Origin of the sequence: Burkholderia stabilis (genome assembly GCF_001742165.1) — a bacterium.
GTDB lineage: Bacteria > Pseudomonadota > Gammaproteobacteria > Burkholderiales > Burkholderiaceae > Burkholderia > Burkholderia stabilis.
Genome location: NZ_CP016444.1, coordinates 1,005,725 through 1,021,251, shown reverse-complemented (window position 1 = coordinate 1,021,251; position 15,527 = coordinate 1,005,725). Strand labels below are relative to the sequence as shown.

The 15,527-nt window shown below is 64.4% G+C and carries 14 protein-coding genes and 2 pseudogenes; 7 read left to right on the top strand and 9 right to left on the bottom strand.

Annotated elements, in window-relative coordinates:
• The first annotated feature begins 132 nt into the window (after window positions 1-132).
• A complete protein-coding gene (locus BBJ41_RS37015; protein ID WP_069751510.1) occupies window positions 133-369 on the top strand; it encodes a hypothetical protein in 237 nt (78 codons plus the stop codon).
• Between the two features lie 190 nt (window positions 370-559).
• Complete coding sequence (locus tag BBJ41_RS37010; RefSeq protein ID WP_069751221.1) at window positions 560-2,329, top strand: SulP family inorganic anion transporter; 1,770 nt, start codon at window positions 560-562, stop codon at window positions 2,327-2,329.
• Between the two features lie 77 nt (window positions 2,330-2,406).
• Here the strand turns inward: BBJ41_RS37010 and BBJ41_RS37005 are convergent, their stop codons facing one another.
• Together BBJ41_RS37005 and BBJ41_RS37000 are read right to left on the bottom strand one after the other, a co-directional pair.
• On the bottom strand, window positions 2,407-2,646 hold the full coding sequence (locus BBJ41_RS37005; protein WP_069751220.1) for a hypothetical protein: 240 nt from the start codon (window positions 2,644-2,646) through the stop codon (window positions 2,407-2,409).
• A gap of 55 nt (window positions 2,647-2,701) precedes the next feature.
• Window positions 2,702-3,352, bottom strand: coding sequence for a BON domain-containing protein (locus BBJ41_RS37000; RefSeq protein WP_069751509.1), 651 nt, complete (start codon window positions 3,350-3,352; stop codon window positions 2,702-2,704).
• A 230-nt stretch (window positions 3,353-3,582) separates the two neighbouring features.
• Between BBJ41_RS37000 and BBJ41_RS36995 the strand changes: the two genes are divergently transcribed.
• Window positions 3,583-4,248, top strand: a complete 666-nt coding sequence (locus tag BBJ41_RS36995; RefSeq protein ID WP_069751219.1) for a nitroreductase family protein — start codon at window positions 3,583-3,585, stop codon at window positions 4,246-4,248.
• 103 nt (window positions 4,249-4,351) lie between these two features.
• Here the strand turns inward: BBJ41_RS36995 and BBJ41_RS36990 are convergent, their stop codons facing one another.
• The 3 genes and pseudogenes from BBJ41_RS36990 to BBJ41_RS36985 form a co-directional block, all read right to left on the bottom strand.
• Window positions 4,352-4,786, bottom strand: coding sequence for an Hsp20/alpha crystallin family protein (locus tag BBJ41_RS36990; RefSeq protein ID WP_069751218.1), 435 nt, complete (start codon window positions 4,784-4,786; stop codon window positions 4,352-4,354).
• A 184-nt stretch (window positions 4,787-4,970) separates the two neighbouring features.
• Window positions 4,971-5,245: pseudogene (locus tag BBJ41_RS40090) on the bottom strand (DUF1488 family protein).
• 85 nt (window positions 5,246-5,330) lie between these two features.
• Window positions 5,331-5,804 (bottom strand): universal stress protein, encoded by a 474-nt coding sequence (locus tag BBJ41_RS36985; RefSeq protein ID WP_069751217.1) that lies wholly within the window; start codon window positions 5,802-5,804, stop codon window positions 5,331-5,333.
• Window positions 5,805-6,291: 487 nt separating this feature from the next.
• Between BBJ41_RS36985 and BBJ41_RS36980 the strand changes: the two genes are divergently transcribed.
• Entirely contained in the window at window positions 6,292-7,896 is a 1,605-nt protein-coding gene (locus BBJ41_RS36980; protein WP_069751216.1) for a bifunctional aminoglycoside phosphotransferase/ATP-binding protein, read from the top strand.
• Window positions 7,897-7,948: 52 nt separating this feature from the next.
• Here the strand turns inward: BBJ41_RS36980 and BBJ41_RS42055 are convergent, their stop codons facing one another.
• A complete protein-coding gene (locus BBJ41_RS42055) occupies window positions 7,949-8,410 on the bottom strand; it encodes a CBS domain-containing protein (protein ID WP_069751508.1) in 462 nt (153 codons plus the stop codon).
• A 283-nt stretch (window positions 8,411-8,693) separates the two neighbouring features.
• Between BBJ41_RS42055 and BBJ41_RS36970 the strand changes: the two genes are divergently transcribed.
• The 3 genes from BBJ41_RS36970 to BBJ41_RS36960 all read left to right on the top strand — a co-directional run bounded on the left by BBJ41_RS36970 (window position 8,694) and on the right by BBJ41_RS36960 (window position 12,533).
• Window positions 8,694-11,099: a phosphoketolase family protein gene (locus BBJ41_RS36970; protein ID WP_069751507.1), complete on the top strand. Its 2,406-nt coding sequence runs from the start codon at window positions 8,694-8,696 to the stop codon at window positions 11,097-11,099.
• Window positions 11,100-11,758: 659 nt separating this feature from the next.
• The gene (locus tag BBJ41_RS36965; protein ID WP_069751215.1) at window positions 11,759-12,103 is read left to right on the top strand and encodes a c-type cytochrome; all 345 of its coding nucleotides are present in this window, start codon (window positions 11,759-11,761) and stop codon (window positions 12,101-12,103) included.
• 55 nt (window positions 12,104-12,158) lie between these two features.
• On the top strand, window positions 12,159-12,533 hold the full coding sequence (locus BBJ41_RS36960; RefSeq protein WP_069751214.1) for a DUF3564 domain-containing protein: 375 nt from the start codon (window positions 12,159-12,161) through the stop codon (window positions 12,531-12,533).
• Window positions 12,534-12,607: 74 nt separating this feature from the next.
• On the opposite strand, the gene BBJ41_RS36955 is transcribed toward BBJ41_RS36960, so the two are convergent.
• From BBJ41_RS36955 to BBJ41_RS36945, 3 genes and pseudogenes are all read right to left on the bottom strand, one after another.
• Window positions 12,608-12,919, bottom strand: a complete 312-nt coding sequence (locus BBJ41_RS36955) for a hypothetical protein (RefSeq protein WP_069751506.1) — start codon at window positions 12,917-12,919, stop codon at window positions 12,608-12,610.
• Window positions 12,920-13,831: 912 nt separating this feature from the next.
• A pseudogene (locus tag BBJ41_RS36950) lies at window positions 13,832-14,446 on the bottom strand (AMP-binding protein); the annotation flags it as partial.
• Between the two features lie 211 nt (window positions 14,447-14,657).
• Window positions 14,658-15,416: an SDR family NAD(P)-dependent oxidoreductase gene (locus tag BBJ41_RS36945; RefSeq protein ID WP_257786498.1), complete on the bottom strand. Its 759-nt coding sequence runs from the start codon at window positions 15,414-15,416 to the stop codon at window positions 14,658-14,660.
• Window positions 15,417-15,527: the final 111 nt, after the last annotated feature.

Below are 15,527 nucleotides of genomic sequence, written 5' to 3'. Positions count from 1 at the left end.
CCGACGGAATTTGCACGATTCCTACCGCAGCTTCGGAGCACGCCGATTGAATCGCACGGGCGCGACAACGATACTGAATTCACGGATACCGGCTGCGCGGTACACCGGTTGCAGGCCACCAGGAGAGACGTCATGTCACACGCTACCTATCGTTCCGGTTCGGGCATTCAGGCCGTCTGCCAGGCCGACAAGTCAGAGGCAGCCGCGCTTGATACGCTGGCACTCGTCGCACTCGCTCGCGACGCCGGCATGCTCGTGATACTGGACGGACAGATCGGGCGCGAGCGGTACGAAAGCGTGACGGGATCGATCGCCACGCTGGCCCGTTTCGCACAGGCACTGCAGCTTTCGGCGCTCAAGGCGGCGTGATGCCCGGCCGTCGGGGTGTCGCGGCGCGGCACCTTTATCCGTTTCGACGGCATCGGCCCGTCACCTGACGCGATGGCCCCGCGCGCACCGCCATTTCGTGCAGCTGCCGGGGCTGGCCGCCTCCCGATGAACGCGCGCTTGCCGCAGCAAGTCAACCTTTTCGCCCGGACTTCTCCCTGATGAAGCCGCGATGAACCGGCCCCTTTCCCAACGCGTCGCCCGACTGCTCCCGGGAATCGCGCTGCTCGCGAACTACCGGCGCGCGTGGCTCGCGCGCGACCTGTATGCGGGCCTGGCGCTCTCGGCCGTGCTGGTGCCGGTCGGCATGAGCTACGCGCAGGCGGCCGGCCTGCCCGCCGTCACGGGGCTCTACGCATCGATCGCCGCGTTGCTCGCCTATGCGGTGCTCGGCCCGAGCCGGATCCTCGTCCTCGGCCCGGATTCGGCGCTGGCCGCGCTGATCGCCGGGGCCATCGTCCCGCTCGCCGGCAACGATCCGCAGCGGGCCATCGCGCTTTCCGGCGCGCTGGCGCTGTCGGCCGGAGCGATCTGCATCCTGCTCGGTACGCTCGGCCTCGGCTTCGTCACCGATCTGCTGTCGCGCCCGATCCAGTACGGATACCTGAACGGCATCGCGATCACGCTCGCAGTCGGCCGGTTGCCCGAGCTGTTCGGCATGTCCGTCACGAGCAACGACGTGTTCTCCGGCCTGCCGCAGATCGCGCGGGCCCTCGTCGAGCACCGGTTTTCCACCAATGCATGTGTGCTGGGCGCAGGCGTGCTGGCGGCAATCGCGCTGATGAAGCGCACGATGCCGCGCTGGCCCGGTGTCTTGATCGCCGTGCTGGCGGCAACGCTGGCCGCGCGCATGGCGCCGCTGCACGGGGTCGCGACGATCGGCGCATTGCCGGCCGGCACGCCGGCGCCGCATCTTCCGGTCGTCTCGCTCGCCGATGTGACCGCGCTCGCGTCCGGCGCGATCGCCATCGCACTGGTGTCGTTCGCCGACATCAGCATGCTGTCGCGTGCCCTTTCCGCACGCGCAGGCGACACACCGAACCGCAATCAGGAACTGGTCGCGTTGGGCGCGGCCAATCTGCTGGCCGGCGCGATGCAGGGCTGCGCGGTCAGCAGCAGCGCATCGCGCACCCCCGTCGCGATTGCGGCGGGTGCGCAAAGCCAGGTCACGAATCTCGTCGCGGCGAGTTGCATCGCGTTGCTGCTCATTGCCGCGCCGACGTTGCTGACGGCTGTTCCGCGCGCCGCGCTGGCCGCTGTCGTGATTTACGCCGCGTTCGGGATCGCCGACGTCCGCAGCGTCGTGCGGCTGTACCGGATGCGCCGCGGCGAATGCCTGATTTCGGTGCTGTGCTTTGCAGGCGTCATCGGCATGGGTGTCGTGCCCGGCATCCTGCTCGCCAGCGCGCTGTCGCTGCTGTCGTTCGTCTGGCGCGCATGGCATCCGTACGACGCGGTGCTCGGCCGGCTGGCCGGCGTGCGCGGCTATCACGACATTGCGCGGCATCCGGACGCCGTGCAGACGCCCGGGCTCGTGCTGTTCCGCTGGGATGCCCCGCTCTTTTATGCGAATGTCGAAATCTTCTGCGAGCATCTGCGCATTGCGCTCGCGCAGTCGGCGGCGTGCCCGGTCAGTCGAATCGTCGTCGCGGCGGAGCCCGTCACCGATATCGATGTCAGCGCCGCGGATCGGCTCGTGGCGCTTTGCGACGAGCTCCGGGAAGAAGGTATCGCGCTGAATTTCGCGGAAATGAAGGGGCCGGTGAAGGATCGCCTGCGCGCTTACGGCCTGTTCGACGTATTCGGGCCCGCCAGCTTCTTTCCGACCTTGACCGACGCCGTCGCACATCACGTTCAGCAACAAGGCGAACAGGCGCGCGACGACGAATCGAACGCGCGCCCCGCGTCATCGCTTCGCGGTCGAGATCGGGCGGACGGCTAGCGGTATCCGGTGCGGATCGCATCGCGCAACGGAAGCAGCACCATCGTCGATGCGACATGTCCGCGACAGCCGGCGATTCAGACCGTGAACATGTTCGATTTCCTCATCTCGACCCAGGTCATCCCGGCTCGCAGCCCGTCGACCGCAGCCTCGCGCTCGGTGGCGTGGATCCTGCCGGGCGCGAACGTACGCTCGCATGCGCCGTCCGGCGACGCGAGCGTCACATGGATCCTGCAACGATAGCCGCCCGTTTCGGCGGCGATCGTCTCGATCGCCACCGACCAGTCCGCGTCGTGTACCTCGCCTGACAGTGACATCCGGCTCTCCTTCCTCGTTCGCGCGGGCTTCGCATCCGGTTGCGGTCCAGCGGGCTTACTCGACGACCAGGTCGTCGACGACGGCACGCACGCCTCGTGCAGACCACGCGGCACCACGCACCGCCTTGCGCTCGGAGAACGAGCCGACCTTGCCCGTCAGCCGCACGGTGCCGTCGCGCACCTCGATCACGATGTGCTTCGCCTCACGCTCCGCGTGACGCATGATCGCGCGCTTGATGTTGCCGCCGATATCGTCCGATCCGACCGTCCCCTGCACGCTGATGTGGTCGGTCACGCCGGTCACGCTGCGCATCTGCGAGATCGCGCGCACGGCCAGATGGCTCTGGTAGGGCCAATCGACCCTGCCGGACAACGTGATCCAGCCGTGCTCGACCTGCACCTTGACCGCATCGTCATTCAGCCCGACCGTCCAGTGCAGGACCGAACGCACCGCGTTCGCGATGTCCTCGTCGGTGCGGACATCGTCGTTCGGCAAATGCACGGTCATGTCGACGACGAGTGCCTTGACGCCCGCCACGCGATTCGCCGCGCGCTCGATCGCCAGTTTCTCCGCGTAGCTGGGCGGGTGACCCGACAGCGTCACGATCCTGTCGGCTACCTCGACACCGATGCGTGTCGCGTCGATCGCCGGGTCGGACTCCAGTTCGTCCTGAACGTCCTGCTTCAACTGTTTGTCGGTTTTCATCGCCTGCACTCCGTTGGGCCGCGGCGCGTCCGTCCGCCGCACATGACCAGATTTGCACATGCGCGGTCCCGGATCGCTGATGCAGGTCAACGGATGCCTCGTGCCGCAGGTTGCGGACTGCGCATACGCCGCTTGACGGAGATCAAGCCGATGCGGCCCGGTCGTCTTATCGTGAGATCGTCGATGCGCGACGTTCCAGGCACGCGCGCCGATGCTCGAAGGAGATTCAAATGACGGAACAGCAACTGTTGGCCTATTCGCCAGCGCTGCCGGCCGTGCCGGCGGCGCCGCAAGGGGAATCGCCGGCCATCGTCGATCTGCCGCGCCCGAACCTCGACGACGGCATGCCATTGATGGCGGCACTCGCGGCGAGAATGAGTTCCCGCGAATTCGCCGCCACGCCGCTCCCGCCGACGACGCTCGGCACGATGCTGTGGGCGGCAGGCGGCGTCAACCGGCCGGCGAGCGGCGGTCGCACGGCGCCGTCCGCACATGCATTCAATGAAATCGACATCTATGTCGCGCTGCCGTACGGCGTCTATCGTTACGACGCGCCCGCGCATCGACTCGTGCTGAAACACGCGGTCGATGCACGCAACCTGACGGGTTACCAGGACTTCGTCGGCCGCGCCCCGCTGGATCTCGTCTATGTCGTCCGGACTTCCGCGATACTCGACATGCCGCCGCAACAACGCGACGTGTTCTCGGCGATCGCGGCCGGGGCCATTGCGCAGAACGTTTCGCTTTACTGTGCGGCAGCCGGGCTCGGCGCGGTCGTGCGTGGCTGGATCAATCATCGCGCGCTTGCCGACGCGCTGCGGTTGAACGAGGACGAACTCCCGATCCTCGCGCAGACCGTCGGCTACCGGGCTGGCGGTACAGTATCGAATACGTGAGCGGACAGGCGGTCGCTTCAAGTAAACGGCGCGCGGACCGCTCCGCGCGCCGGTTTCCCCCTTCTGACGACGATGCACGCATCGCCCGGTACCTTTCGTCCGATCAACCGATCGCCAGCTTCTTCTGCCCGACCGGCGCCTTCTTCGGCAGCGTCAGCGACAGCACGCCATCCTGGTACGTCGCCGTCGCATTCGCGTCGTCGATCTCGCCCGACAGTGAGAACGAGCGGCTAATCGCGCCGCTGTAGCGCTCGCGCCGGATCACGCGCTCGCCTTCCTTCTGCTCGTTGTCGCGTTCGATCTTCGCGTTGATCGATACGGTCCGGCCCGTCACCTGCACGTCGATGTCGTCCTTCGCGACACCGGGCAATTCCGCGTTGACCTTGTAAGCAGTATCGCTTTCTGTCACATCGATCTTCATCGACGCCAGATCGGGTTCGTCCGTCATCGCCATGCCGCGCAACGGCCTGAACAGCCCCTGAAACAGGTCGGAAACGGGATCGATCGAAAACGGATCGTAACGCGTCAGATTGCTCATGGTTCGTACTCCTCGAACGGTGGACATGCGGTCTGCGCTCGTCCCGACCTCGCAGAACCGCGATGAAGGCCGGATTGACGCGACACCAACACCGCGTGCCGCGCAAGGGACGAATGATCTTTCGGAATCCAGCGTACCCGCGGGCTGCGGTATTGGCTTGATGCGCGTCAAAGGCAACCGGCGCTCACGTGCAGAACCGGAAATATCCGCTGTGGAGCAGTATCGGCCGCCCGCCGACCTCCTCGAGCAGGCAGCGTGCCGCGCGCTCGATGGCGGGGCGATGGCGCGAAAAGGCGTCCACGAGATCCGGTTCGCGGGGGACGCCGCGCGGAAATGATCCTCCAGCGCTTCCGCGGTGATCGCGCAGCGCACGCGACGGCCTTCGACCAGCGCCGGAAAGGTCAGCGCCGGATCCTGGCCGCAGTACGCCGGGTTTTCGACAGGAAAAGATATCTGCATGATGATCACCTGAACAGGTTGCTCACTGGGCGGCATCGGCTTGCGAAGCGTCACCGGTGTCGCGCCGCTTCACCGCAAGCCGGCGCTATGCTGCCGCGACGGCGGAATGTGCGGCATCGTCGCCGCGCACGAGCAGGACCGGGCAACTCGATCCGCGCAGGAAACGTTCGGCGACGCTGCCGAGCACCAGCCGCCGCACGCCGCGCCGTCCGTGCGTGCCGATCACGGCCAGATCGATCGAACGATCGACGACATAACGTTGCAGGCGTTCGGCGATATCCTGCCCGAGGTCCGTGTCGACGAGTTCCGTATCGCCATTCACCGCTGCGTGCGAAATGGTCCGCTCGGCGTCTCGCAAGACCGCGACGCCATCGCGCCGGACCTCGTCGATCAATGCAACCGGGTCCATTCGTCCGGCGTAAGTGATCAGGAGGGATTTGTCGACGACGAAAACGGCAAAAAGACGGGCGCCGCACATTCTGGCCATCTTCAAACCTTCGTCGAGCGCCAGTTTCGATGAAGGACTACCGTCTACGGCGACCATGATCTTCGTGTACATACCGACCTCGCTCGATGAACCGACGCGCCGGCGGCGTTCGGATTTGTTTTCATCATCAGCGCTCACCGGAAACGGGCGTTGACCGAGGTCAACGGTTCGAAATCGCACGGCAATCGGCACGAGGCGAGACCGGAGGCCATCGCAGCTTGCCACCCTATAAGGCGCCCGCATGTTGCGTTCCGCACGCAGCCACGTACCACTGGGACCGGAAGGGTCGGCACTGGCGCTATTGCGGCAGCGTTGCGCCGATTTCCGGCCCATGCCGGACGGCGACAAACCATATGAGCACGCACGTCGGCCGACTTGACACGTATCAAACCGGGATCGGCGCTTGTCGGCTGCAATAGGGGGCGTCGAGTCGGCGATCCCGGGCCTGTCAGCCCGATCCCGCGAAATCGAGCCGACGAGAACGTGCCGTTCTCGTTCGAAACCAACCCGGAGGGCGCTGCAACGAGTACGCGCGCCCTGTCGCATCGATCCGTTCATCATGTCCCGAGCGCCACACATATCATTCACGTTGAGTCGTGGCAACGCACGACGGAAGACCAGGCAACTCGATCGCGCATTACGTCGCCCCGCCACCTATCCCCACCCCGCCGGCCAGATCAAGCGGATCGAAACCCATCTGTCCGTCGTTTATCTGGCTGGGCGCTATGCGTACAAACGTATCAAGCCCGTGCAATTCGGCTTTGTCGATCTCGTGCGCCCCGCGCAGCGACGTCGTTGTGCGCTCGCGGAATGCACGCTCAATCGACCGTTCGCCGGCGCGCTGTACCTGGGTGTATGGCCGCTCGTCACGCGTGGCCGACGATGCGCATTCGGTCCACCCGCGCGGGCCGGCGCGGGCCGGCATCGGCAAGCGGCGGTGTCAGGCGAGTACGTGGTGCGTATGCGCCGGTTCGACGCGCATGCAATGTTGTCGGTTCGCTGCGCGTCGTGTGACGAAGGACTCGCGGATGCGGACGCACTCGCGGATACATTGGCCCGCTATCACCTTCACGCGCCGCGCCGTGCGCCGTGCGGCCATCCTGGCAGCGCCGCGAGTGTCGCGACCCAGTGCCTGGCATTGGTCGACACGCTCGACGGCAATGTGCCGGAGGAAGCCGCACTGCGTACCTGGTACGAAGCCGAGCTGGCCCGGATCGCGCCGCGGCTCGCCGATCGGCATGCGAACGGTTTCGTGCGCGCGTGCCATGGGGACCTGCATCTCGACAACATTGTCCGCTGGCGGAACCGGATCCTGATGTTCGACTGCATCGAATTCGGCGACGCGCTTCGCTGGATCGACGTGGCGAGCGATCTCGCGTTTGCGTGGATGGATTTCTCCGCGCGCGGGCGCGCCGATTGCGCCCACCGGCTCCTTTCCGGATGGCTGGCACGTACGGGCGACTACGAGGCACTGGGCGTGCTGCCGTGCTACTTCGTCTATCGCGCGCTGGTGCGCGCGCTAACCGCGCGACTGCGCGGCGACGATGCGGCACGCAGCCGCTATCTGCGCATTGCTTCGGAGATGGCCGCGGCACGACGCGAGGCGCAACCGGCCCTGCTTCTGTGTCACGGGGTTTCCGGTTCGGGAAAATCGGCGGCCAGCCGTGCGCTGGCCGAGCGACTCGGTGCTATCCGGCTGTCCAGCGACGTCGAGCGCAAGCGCTTCGCCGGCGCTGCCGAGGTAACCCGTCTGCCACCGTGCGCTTATTCGGACGCGTCGATCGGCGAGGTTTACGAAAGACTGCGTTCGCAGGCCGGCACCGTCGTCGACAGCGGCTTCACGGCGATCGTCGACGCGACGTTCCTGCTCCAGCGCAACCGGACTGCGTTCATCTCGCTCGCCGCGCAACTCGGCGTGCGCGTCGCTATTCTCGATTTCACCGCGAGTGACGCAACGCTCGTCTCGCGTGTCGCAGCCCGGGCGGCACGCGGGCACGATGCATCCGATGCCGACACGGTCGTGCTGGCCCGGCAGATCGGGCATGCCGATCCGCTGACCGCATCAGAGGCGGCGATCTCGATTCGTTTCGAGGCCGATTGCGATGTCGCGGCTTACGGGAGCCACACGTTCTGGGCGCCGTTGCTCACCGCGCTGCGCACGTAGCCACGCGATGCGCCCCACTCGGGCAAGCATCCCGGGCGCCGGGCCGGCGACGTCACGCGCGCAAACGCAGCTCCTCGATAAGCTGCCGCGTAGCCACTGCCGCGACGCCTCCGAGCAGCCCGGCAAGATACTCGACGATATCGTCGCGCGCCGCAATGCCGATGAGGCGGCTGTCGTCTACAACGACCAGCAATCTCCGAATGCCCGACCCGCGCATCTCCTCGAGTGCGACGGCGATTTCGTCGTTGTCGGACACGACGACGAGGCCCCGCGACATGATTTGACCGGCCATCACGTCGCCACGATCGTCGCCGCGGGCCATCATCTCGATCGCCAGATCGAGGTCGGTCACGAGGCTAATCGGAATGGCTTCGCCATCGCGATACGCGATCACGACGATGTCGCCGACATACGCGTGCCGCATACGATCGGCGAGTTCAAGCGCACTGCATTCCTCCGTGCAGGATTCGACCGGCTGTGGCTGGCGATTCGCAAAGGGGCCGCTGCCCTGGATGCGATCGAGTCCGTCGCCGGACGGCAGCGTGCATCGTTTTCCGCGTTGCGGAGACGCTATCCGCGTTAATGACGATCCCGCCGCCAGCCCTTGTCGGGCGGCTGGCATGTCTTGGGTGGAACCCGCCAATCGGCAAGCCGTGTAGCGGATTCGCCGGCCGATCGTTGCGCCGGGTTGATGACGATCAAACGCTGCAGGGCAACTCACCGTACGGTGGATGCTGGGCGATTCGCCGCGAATCGCGCTGTCTTCCATGCGGCACGGCCACTTTCAGGAGCGTTGCATGAACCAAGCCGACCGAACCTCCCCCGCCCCGCTTTCCGACGCGCTGCTGCATCGCATGAACGCGTGGTGGCGGGCCGCCAACTATCTGTCGGTCGGGCAGATCTATCTGCTCGACAATGCGCTCCTTCGCGAGCCTCTGCAGATCGCGCACGTCAAGCCTCGTCTGCTCGGTCATTGGGGCACGACGCCGGGGCTGAACTTCATCTACGCCCATCTGAACCGAGTGATCAACACGCGCGACCTGGACGTGCTGTTCATCGCCGGGCCTGGCCACGGCGGCCCTGGCGTGCTCGCCAACGCCTGGCTCGAAGGCGGATACAGCGATACCTATCCGAACGTGCCGCAAAACGCCGAGGGCATGGCGGCGCTGTTCCGCCAGTTCAGTTTCCCCGGCGGCGTGCCGAGCCACGTCGCGCCGCAGACGCCGGGCTCCATTCACGAAGGCGGCGAACTGGGTTACTCGCTGTCGCATGCGTTCGGTGCGGCCTTCGATCGTCCCGGACTGATCGTCGCCTGCGTCGTGGGCGACGGCGAGGCGGAAACCGGGCCGCTCGCCACCGCCTGGCATTCGAACAAGTTCCTCAATCCGGCATCGGACGGCGCGGTGCTGCCCATCCTGCATTTGAACGGTTACAAGATCGCCAGTCCGTCGATCCTCGGCCGCATCGGACAGGACGAACTGGAGAGCCTGCTGACCGGCTATGGCTATCGGCCGCTGTTCGTGTCGGGCAACGAGCCGATGGCCACGCACCAGCGCATGGCGGCCGCGCTCGACGACGCGCTGGACGACATTCGCGGCATCCAGACGCGGGCGCGCAGCGGGGGGAACGTCGCCCGCCCTCGCTGGCCGATGATCGTGCTGCGCACGCCCAAGGGCTGGACCGGCCCGAAGCACGTCGACGGCCTGAAAGCGGAAGGGCACTTCCGTTCGCATCAGGTGCCGATCGCCGACCTGAAACAACCTGGGCACCTGCAATTGCTGGAAGCCTGGCTGAGCAGCTATCGCCCTGACGAACTGTTCGACGCGGACGGGCGTCCGTGCGAGGCAATCCGGTCGCTGTCGCCGGCCGGACCGCGCCGAATGAGCGCGAATCCGGTAGCGAACGGCGGCGGCGAAGCGCGCGAGTTGCGGATGCCGGATTTCACCCGCCACGCGGTGGCGGTGCCCGCGCCCGGACAGGTCGACGCGCAAGCCACGCGCGTGATGGGCGGCTTCCTACGCGACGTGATGTCCGCGAATCTGGCGGACCGGACGTTTCGCGTGTTCGGCCCGGATGAAACGGAATCCAACCGCTTGTCGGCGATATTCGATGTCACCGCACGCAGCTGGGTGGCCGCGATCGATCCGGACGACGTCCAACTCGCGCCCGACGGCCGGGTCATGGAGATACTCAGCGAGCATACCTGCCAGGGCTGGCTCGAAGGCTATCTTCTGACCGGGCGGCACGGGCTGATGTCGTGCTACGAGGCGTTCATCCATATCGTGGATTCGATGTTCAACCAGCATGCGAAATGGTTGAAGGCCTGCCGGGAAATTCGCTGGCGGCGGCCGCTGCCGTCGCTCAACTACCTGCTGACATCGCACGTCTGGCGGCAGGACCACAACGGCTTCAGCCACCAGGATCCGGGTTTCATCGATTTCGCGGTCAACAAGAAGGCCGACACGGTGCGCGTCTATCTGCCGCCCGACGCGAACACGCTGCTGGTCGTCACGGATCACGCTCTGCGCACCTGGAACCGGATCAACGTGATCGTTGCTGGCAAGCAACCGGCGCCGCAATGGCTCGACCTCGATGCCGCAATCCGGCATTGCAGTACCGGCGCAGGCATCTGGGAGTGGGCTGGCAGCGACGGCGACGGCGAGCCGGATGTCGTGATGGCCTGCGCGGGCGATGTGCCGACGCTCGAGACGCTCGCGGCCGTCGACCTGCTGCGCACCCATCTGCCGGCGTTGCGCGTCCGGGTCGTCAACGTCGTCGACCTGATGACGCTGGAGCCTGCCGACGTTCATCCGCACGGGCTGAGCGACGCGGATTTCGACGCGATGTTCACGACCCACCGGCCGGTGATATTCGCGCATCACAGCTACCCCGCCCTGATTCACCGGCTGACCTATCGCCGCACGAATCACGCGAATTTCCATGTGCACGGTTTCATCGAGGAAGGAACAACCACAACGCCGTTCGACATGACGGTCCTCAACCGGGTCGACCGGTTCCATCTGTGCGAGGCCGTGCTCGATCACGTGGGCGAACACGTGCAGCCGGGCGCGCATTTCAGGCAGTACCTGCGCGACAGGCTGGTCGAGCATCGACGTCATGTGGACCGGTATGGGGACGACCTGCCGGAAATCCGCGACTGGCGCTGGCACGCGACACCGGGAAGCCGGAACCCGAAACTGTGAGCCGCTCATATCCGCAGAAGGATGGCCAAAGCTCAGGGCCGAGTGCGAACCCCGGCCGTGCGTCCTGTCGCAGTCCCGCCGAAGCGCGCACGGACAAATCACCCGTCGGCCGGCATCGGCGCGCATCGATGCGATGACGATCGCGCTATCCCGGCGAGATGCGCGCCCTTTCCGGTTCGGACAACGGGTCGGCGAACGACCGGAAGTCGCTCTCGATCTCGAGGATCTGCGCCACGTACACGTCGTATCGCGCCCGGGCGAATCGCACCAGTTCCAGCGCTCGCTTGCGAAAAACGCGCATCGTCCGCAGGGACGGTCGAGTCCGGCACGCCGACGCGATCGCCGAGCGCGAAACCCTTCACGCCGTCGCCTGGCGTCGCCACCCACCTACGATCTCGAGGCCCGGAATGACGGGGCGCTTCGGTTTTCGCAATTCGTTTTAGATGACGTGGAGACAAGGCAGGCGTCCATCGCACGCATGCACGTTGATCGGTCGATCGCCGCCGCCGGCTTGACATGAGTCAACACGACGCGGATCGATGCGCGGGTCGGCCACGGATTCGACCGGCCGGCGAGCGCGTTCCGGTGTTTGACTTGCATCAATCGCCGGCGCGGGGCCACGCATAGACTGGATCGGACTACTTGCCGGACACCGCGCGATGACGACCGCTCCAATGACACGCATGCCGGGATACCTGCTCGCCCTCGCGTGGCTCGCGAGCGGGACGGCATCCGCCCAGGTGCAGGAGCCCGCCGCGCTCATCGATCAGCAGCATTGCATGTTCTGTCACACCTCGGACATGCCGTTCCTCGCACCGTCGTTCCACGAGATTGCGGAACGGTATCGGAACACGCCGCATGCCGAGGACATCCTCGCGAACAAGCTGAGATTGGGCGGGCGCGCGCACTGGGGAGACACCGCGATGCCGCTGCCCGCCGAGCGTGGCGGCTCGCTGTCATCCGAGGATGCGCATACGCTGATTCGCTGGGTCATGAGCCAGTAAAAGCGTCGACCGCCGGTGACGGCGGCCGACCTCCTTCGTCGATTCGGAGCCCATCGTGCGAATCACCCTGCATCTCGATACTTTCGCCTGCGACACCCCTTCGGCCTATGCCATTCTCTGGATCGACACGACCATGCGCCGCTGGTCGCGCGAAGGTCATGCAGGGATGGATCTGCCCGCGTGGGGGACGCTCGTCCACGAAGGCAGTACCACCCGGATGACGGGTCCCGACAACGCCGGCACCCTATGCTGGCTCGACGATTTCGATCTCGAAGCACCGTCCGGGCCGTTCGAAGGCGAAGCCGGCCGTGCGCGCTGGCTGCGCGACGCACGGCAAGCGCCAGTGCCTGGCACATGGCGAGTGCAGTGGATCGACGATACGACGGTGATACCGGAACACGAGGTATTCACCGGCGACGAAGAAGGTTAGCCGGACCAGAGGTGCTGACGGCGGCGGATCGACTCACGCCTGGCGACCCGCCGCGGGCCGGTTCTCGGACCCTGTCAGCGTAGGTTCTCGTGGGCTCCAGTGGCCGCGGTGTTGGAGAGTTGCCGTGCGGCGAGGTCGAATGCCCGCTTCAGCGCGTCCATGGGATCCGCACCCGTCATATGTGGAACGGGACGGAATTCTCCCTTGCGCATGATCAGATCGAGTCGTACGTCATACTTCGGCTGGCGAGTCGACGCATCCATGGCCTCGATCGCGAGATGACAGCCGGCCAGTTGCGCACTGAACGGCTCGAGGCGTATCAGTTGAATGCTCGCTTCCGCCTCCAGCCGAGCCGTCCCGGCGAAGCCGAAGTAAGCGATCTGCATCCCGATTCCCATGTTCCGCTCCTGTTGATCACGCCGATTGACGGCTAGAGCCGGTTCACAGTGTGGTGCATTCGCACGACCCAATGTCGTGCATCCATCTTCCGCGGGGACGGCACTGTCTCGTTGATGTGCGTCAAACGACGGACATCGCCGCACCGATCCTGTCTCGATTCCGCGTACACCCAGAAGTTTGATAACTTTTTGTGTGTACGGAGAGATGCATGTCAGAGACGCTGATACCAAGAAGGCAATACACGAAGGAATTCAAGATGGAGGCGGTACGGTTAGCCGTTTGCGCGTAGGTGGACGCGCAACGTCTCGACTCGCACCGTCATCGAATCCAGCGACGCTGGAGCAAACCGGTGATGGACGAAAATCAGCACGCGGCGCGGTGGCCGCGCGGCCATTTCGGCACCAAGCACCAACGGAGCCCAGGACAGCTGGAGCAGGCAGACGATCGATCGGACGGCCACAACGCATCTCGGCGAATGGCGCGCGGCAGGCGGCGAGTTGGTCCGATATCAACGGGATAGACGGTGAGCGTGATGAAAGTGGGATTCTCAAGATTCGAGATGTTGCAGACGACGTCCGCAATATCACCTTTTCCTCAAGGTCTGCGAAGGGAACCATTGAGTTGCTGCGGTCATCCGTGTCCCCGAATCGGTAGTCAGCAAATATATGATTCGAAAGAAAAATTATATAGGGCCGCAAGTGAGGCCCGCGACAGGCGTGGATGCCGATAACCGGAGAAATGCACGAAAATCAAAGGTACCCCGACACCCGGCGGCCGGACAGCTTACGTGGCACGAAAGCGGACATTTCTATGTAGCCAAAAGCGGACATTTCAATCTAGCCACTACAATCAAATTTCTCGATAAATCACCTTATGTCAAATAATAGGTTATCCATAACAAGTTCCGCGCCTGCTGCGTCTATCTCAATCAGCAGCACGCGCGGAGGTGCATGTTTGGCGCTAGACATGGCCTCGTCAACGAGCGGCATGTAGTCGATCACTTTGCCGCCGCGTGCCCCTGCGTCGGCGCTCACAAGCAGCGTGGGTTTTGCGTCGTCGATGCGTGCTGCGAGGCTCGGTGCCGCGAACCCGCCGAAAACGACCGAATGAATCGCACCCAAGCGCGCGCAGGCAAGCATTGCAAACACGGCCTCGGGAATCATCGGCAAATAGATGAGTACACGATCACCGCGTCTCACGCCGAGCGACCGTATCACTGCAGCCATACGATTCACTTCAGCATGCAAGTCCAGATAGCTGTAGCGACGCTCGATGCCCGTTTCGGTCGACACATAAACGAGCGCATTTTGTTTGGCTCGGGTGGTGAGATGTCGGTCAACAGCGTTGAAGCAAAGATTCGTGCGACCACCGACGAACCACCGCGCGAAGGGCGGATTCGACCGATCGAGCACCTGAGTGAACGGTGCCTCCCAATGGATGCGAGCCGCTTCACTGCGCCAGAATTCCTCCATTTGGGTAATGGACTTGGAGTGGAATCTGCGATAAGTCCTCACGATATTCACCTTGATGCGTTGTAGTAGTCCAAACATGCAACCATGAAACCACCTTTCTTGCGTAGAAGGGGCACGACGGCTGAACGTGATGTGGGTGGTGTAGTACCTTCGCCCCATCGACACAAAGAGCTGGCACGTCAGATCTGGCGCACGCTGCCCGTCGAGTGATGCGCAGCCAGAGTGCGAAATGGGGCACAGGTGTCGCGCCCCGCTATCTCCGAGGAATGGAAGTAAGGCCCCCGTCAACGGAATAGCAAGCGCCATTGCAATACGACGCCCCATCACTCGCAAGGAATGCAACAAGAGCCGCCACCTCGTGTGGCCGCCCATAGCGCCCGGCTGGAATAACCTGCTTCGAACGCTGCGCGACGCCATCACCGCGGCTCTGGTCAACCGATTGCATCATCCTGCTCTCTATCGGCCCAGGATTAATGCAGTTGACGCGAACACCGCGCGGTGCCGCTTCCGCTGCTGCCGCTCGAGTCAGGCCGACGACGGTGTGCTTCGACGCGATGTAGGCCGACATGTTCGGCGAGCCGATCAAACCAGCTACGCTTGACACGTTTATCACACTGCCATACCCCTGGTGGTACATGACAGGCAATACGTACTTCAGACCGAGGAATATCCCCACGACGTTGACCCGCATCACAGTATCGAAGGCTGCTAACGGGTAGTCTTCGATCGGCAAAATAACGCCCTCCACGCCCGCGTTGTTATAGAAGACATCAATCCGTCCATAGTGCCTACAAACGTCTTGCACTGCTTCCGCCATCTGCGATTCGTCGGTTACATCTGCCTCAATAGCCAGAAATCGAGGTTGTGGGACAGTTGCACGTAAGACGTCTAAGCAAGCGCTAGTTCGATCGACCGCGCAAATGGTTGCGCCTTTTCCGGCCAGACTCGACACAACGGCGGCTCCGAGCGCTCCCCCGCACCAGTGACAAACAGTATTTTTCCCTCGAACGATCGTTGATCAGACATGGCTCGCATATCCTTTAGAACATGGGTGCCAATTGCTTGGCACGATTGGAGCTGAATCTGCGAACTGCAACGCGCACCCAGCCCCAACCAGAGTGAT

Bases quoted from the DNA above. Each gene is read 5' to 3' on its own strand.
- BBJ41_RS37000 (WP_069751509.1), bottom strand. From the start codon at position 3,352: ATGAAAACCGACAAACAGTTGAAGCAGGACGTTCAGGACGAACTGGAG.
- BBJ41_RS36970 (WP_069751507.1), top strand. From the start codon at position 8,694: ATGAACCAAGCCGACCGAACCTCCCCCGCCCCGCTTTCCGACGCGCTG.
- BBJ41_RS36965 (WP_069751215.1), top strand. From the start codon at position 11,759: ATGACGACCGCTCCAATGACACGCATGCCGGGATACCTGCTCGCCCTC.
- BBJ41_RS37010 (WP_069751221.1), top strand. From the start codon at position 560: ATGAACCGGCCCCTTTCCCAACGCGTCGCCCGACTGCTCCCGGGAATC.
- BBJ41_RS37005 (WP_069751220.1), bottom strand. From the start codon at position 2,646: ATGTCACTGTCAGGCGAGGTACACGACGCGGACTGGTCGGTGGCGATC.
- BBJ41_RS36985 (WP_069751217.1), bottom strand. From the start codon at position 5,804: ATGTACACGAAGATCATGGTCGCCGTAGACGGTAGTCCTTCATCGAAA.
- BBJ41_RS36990 (WP_069751218.1), bottom strand. From the start codon at position 4,786: ATGAGCAATCTGACGCGTTACGATCCGTTTTCGATCGATCCCGTTTCC.
- BBJ41_RS36980 (WP_069751216.1), top strand. From the start codon at position 6,292: ATGTCCCGAGCGCCACACATATCATTCACGTTGAGTCGTGGCAACGCA.
- BBJ41_RS37015 (WP_069751510.1), top strand. From the start codon at position 133: ATGTCACACGCTACCTATCGTTCCGGTTCGGGCATTCAGGCCGTCTGC.
- BBJ41_RS36995 (WP_069751219.1), top strand. From the start codon at position 3,583: ATGACGGAACAGCAACTGTTGGCCTATTCGCCAGCGCTGCCGGCCGTG.
- BBJ41_RS36955 (WP_069751506.1), bottom strand. From the start codon at position 12,919: ATGCAGATCGCTTACTTCGGCTTCGCCGGGACGGCTCGGCTGGAGGCG.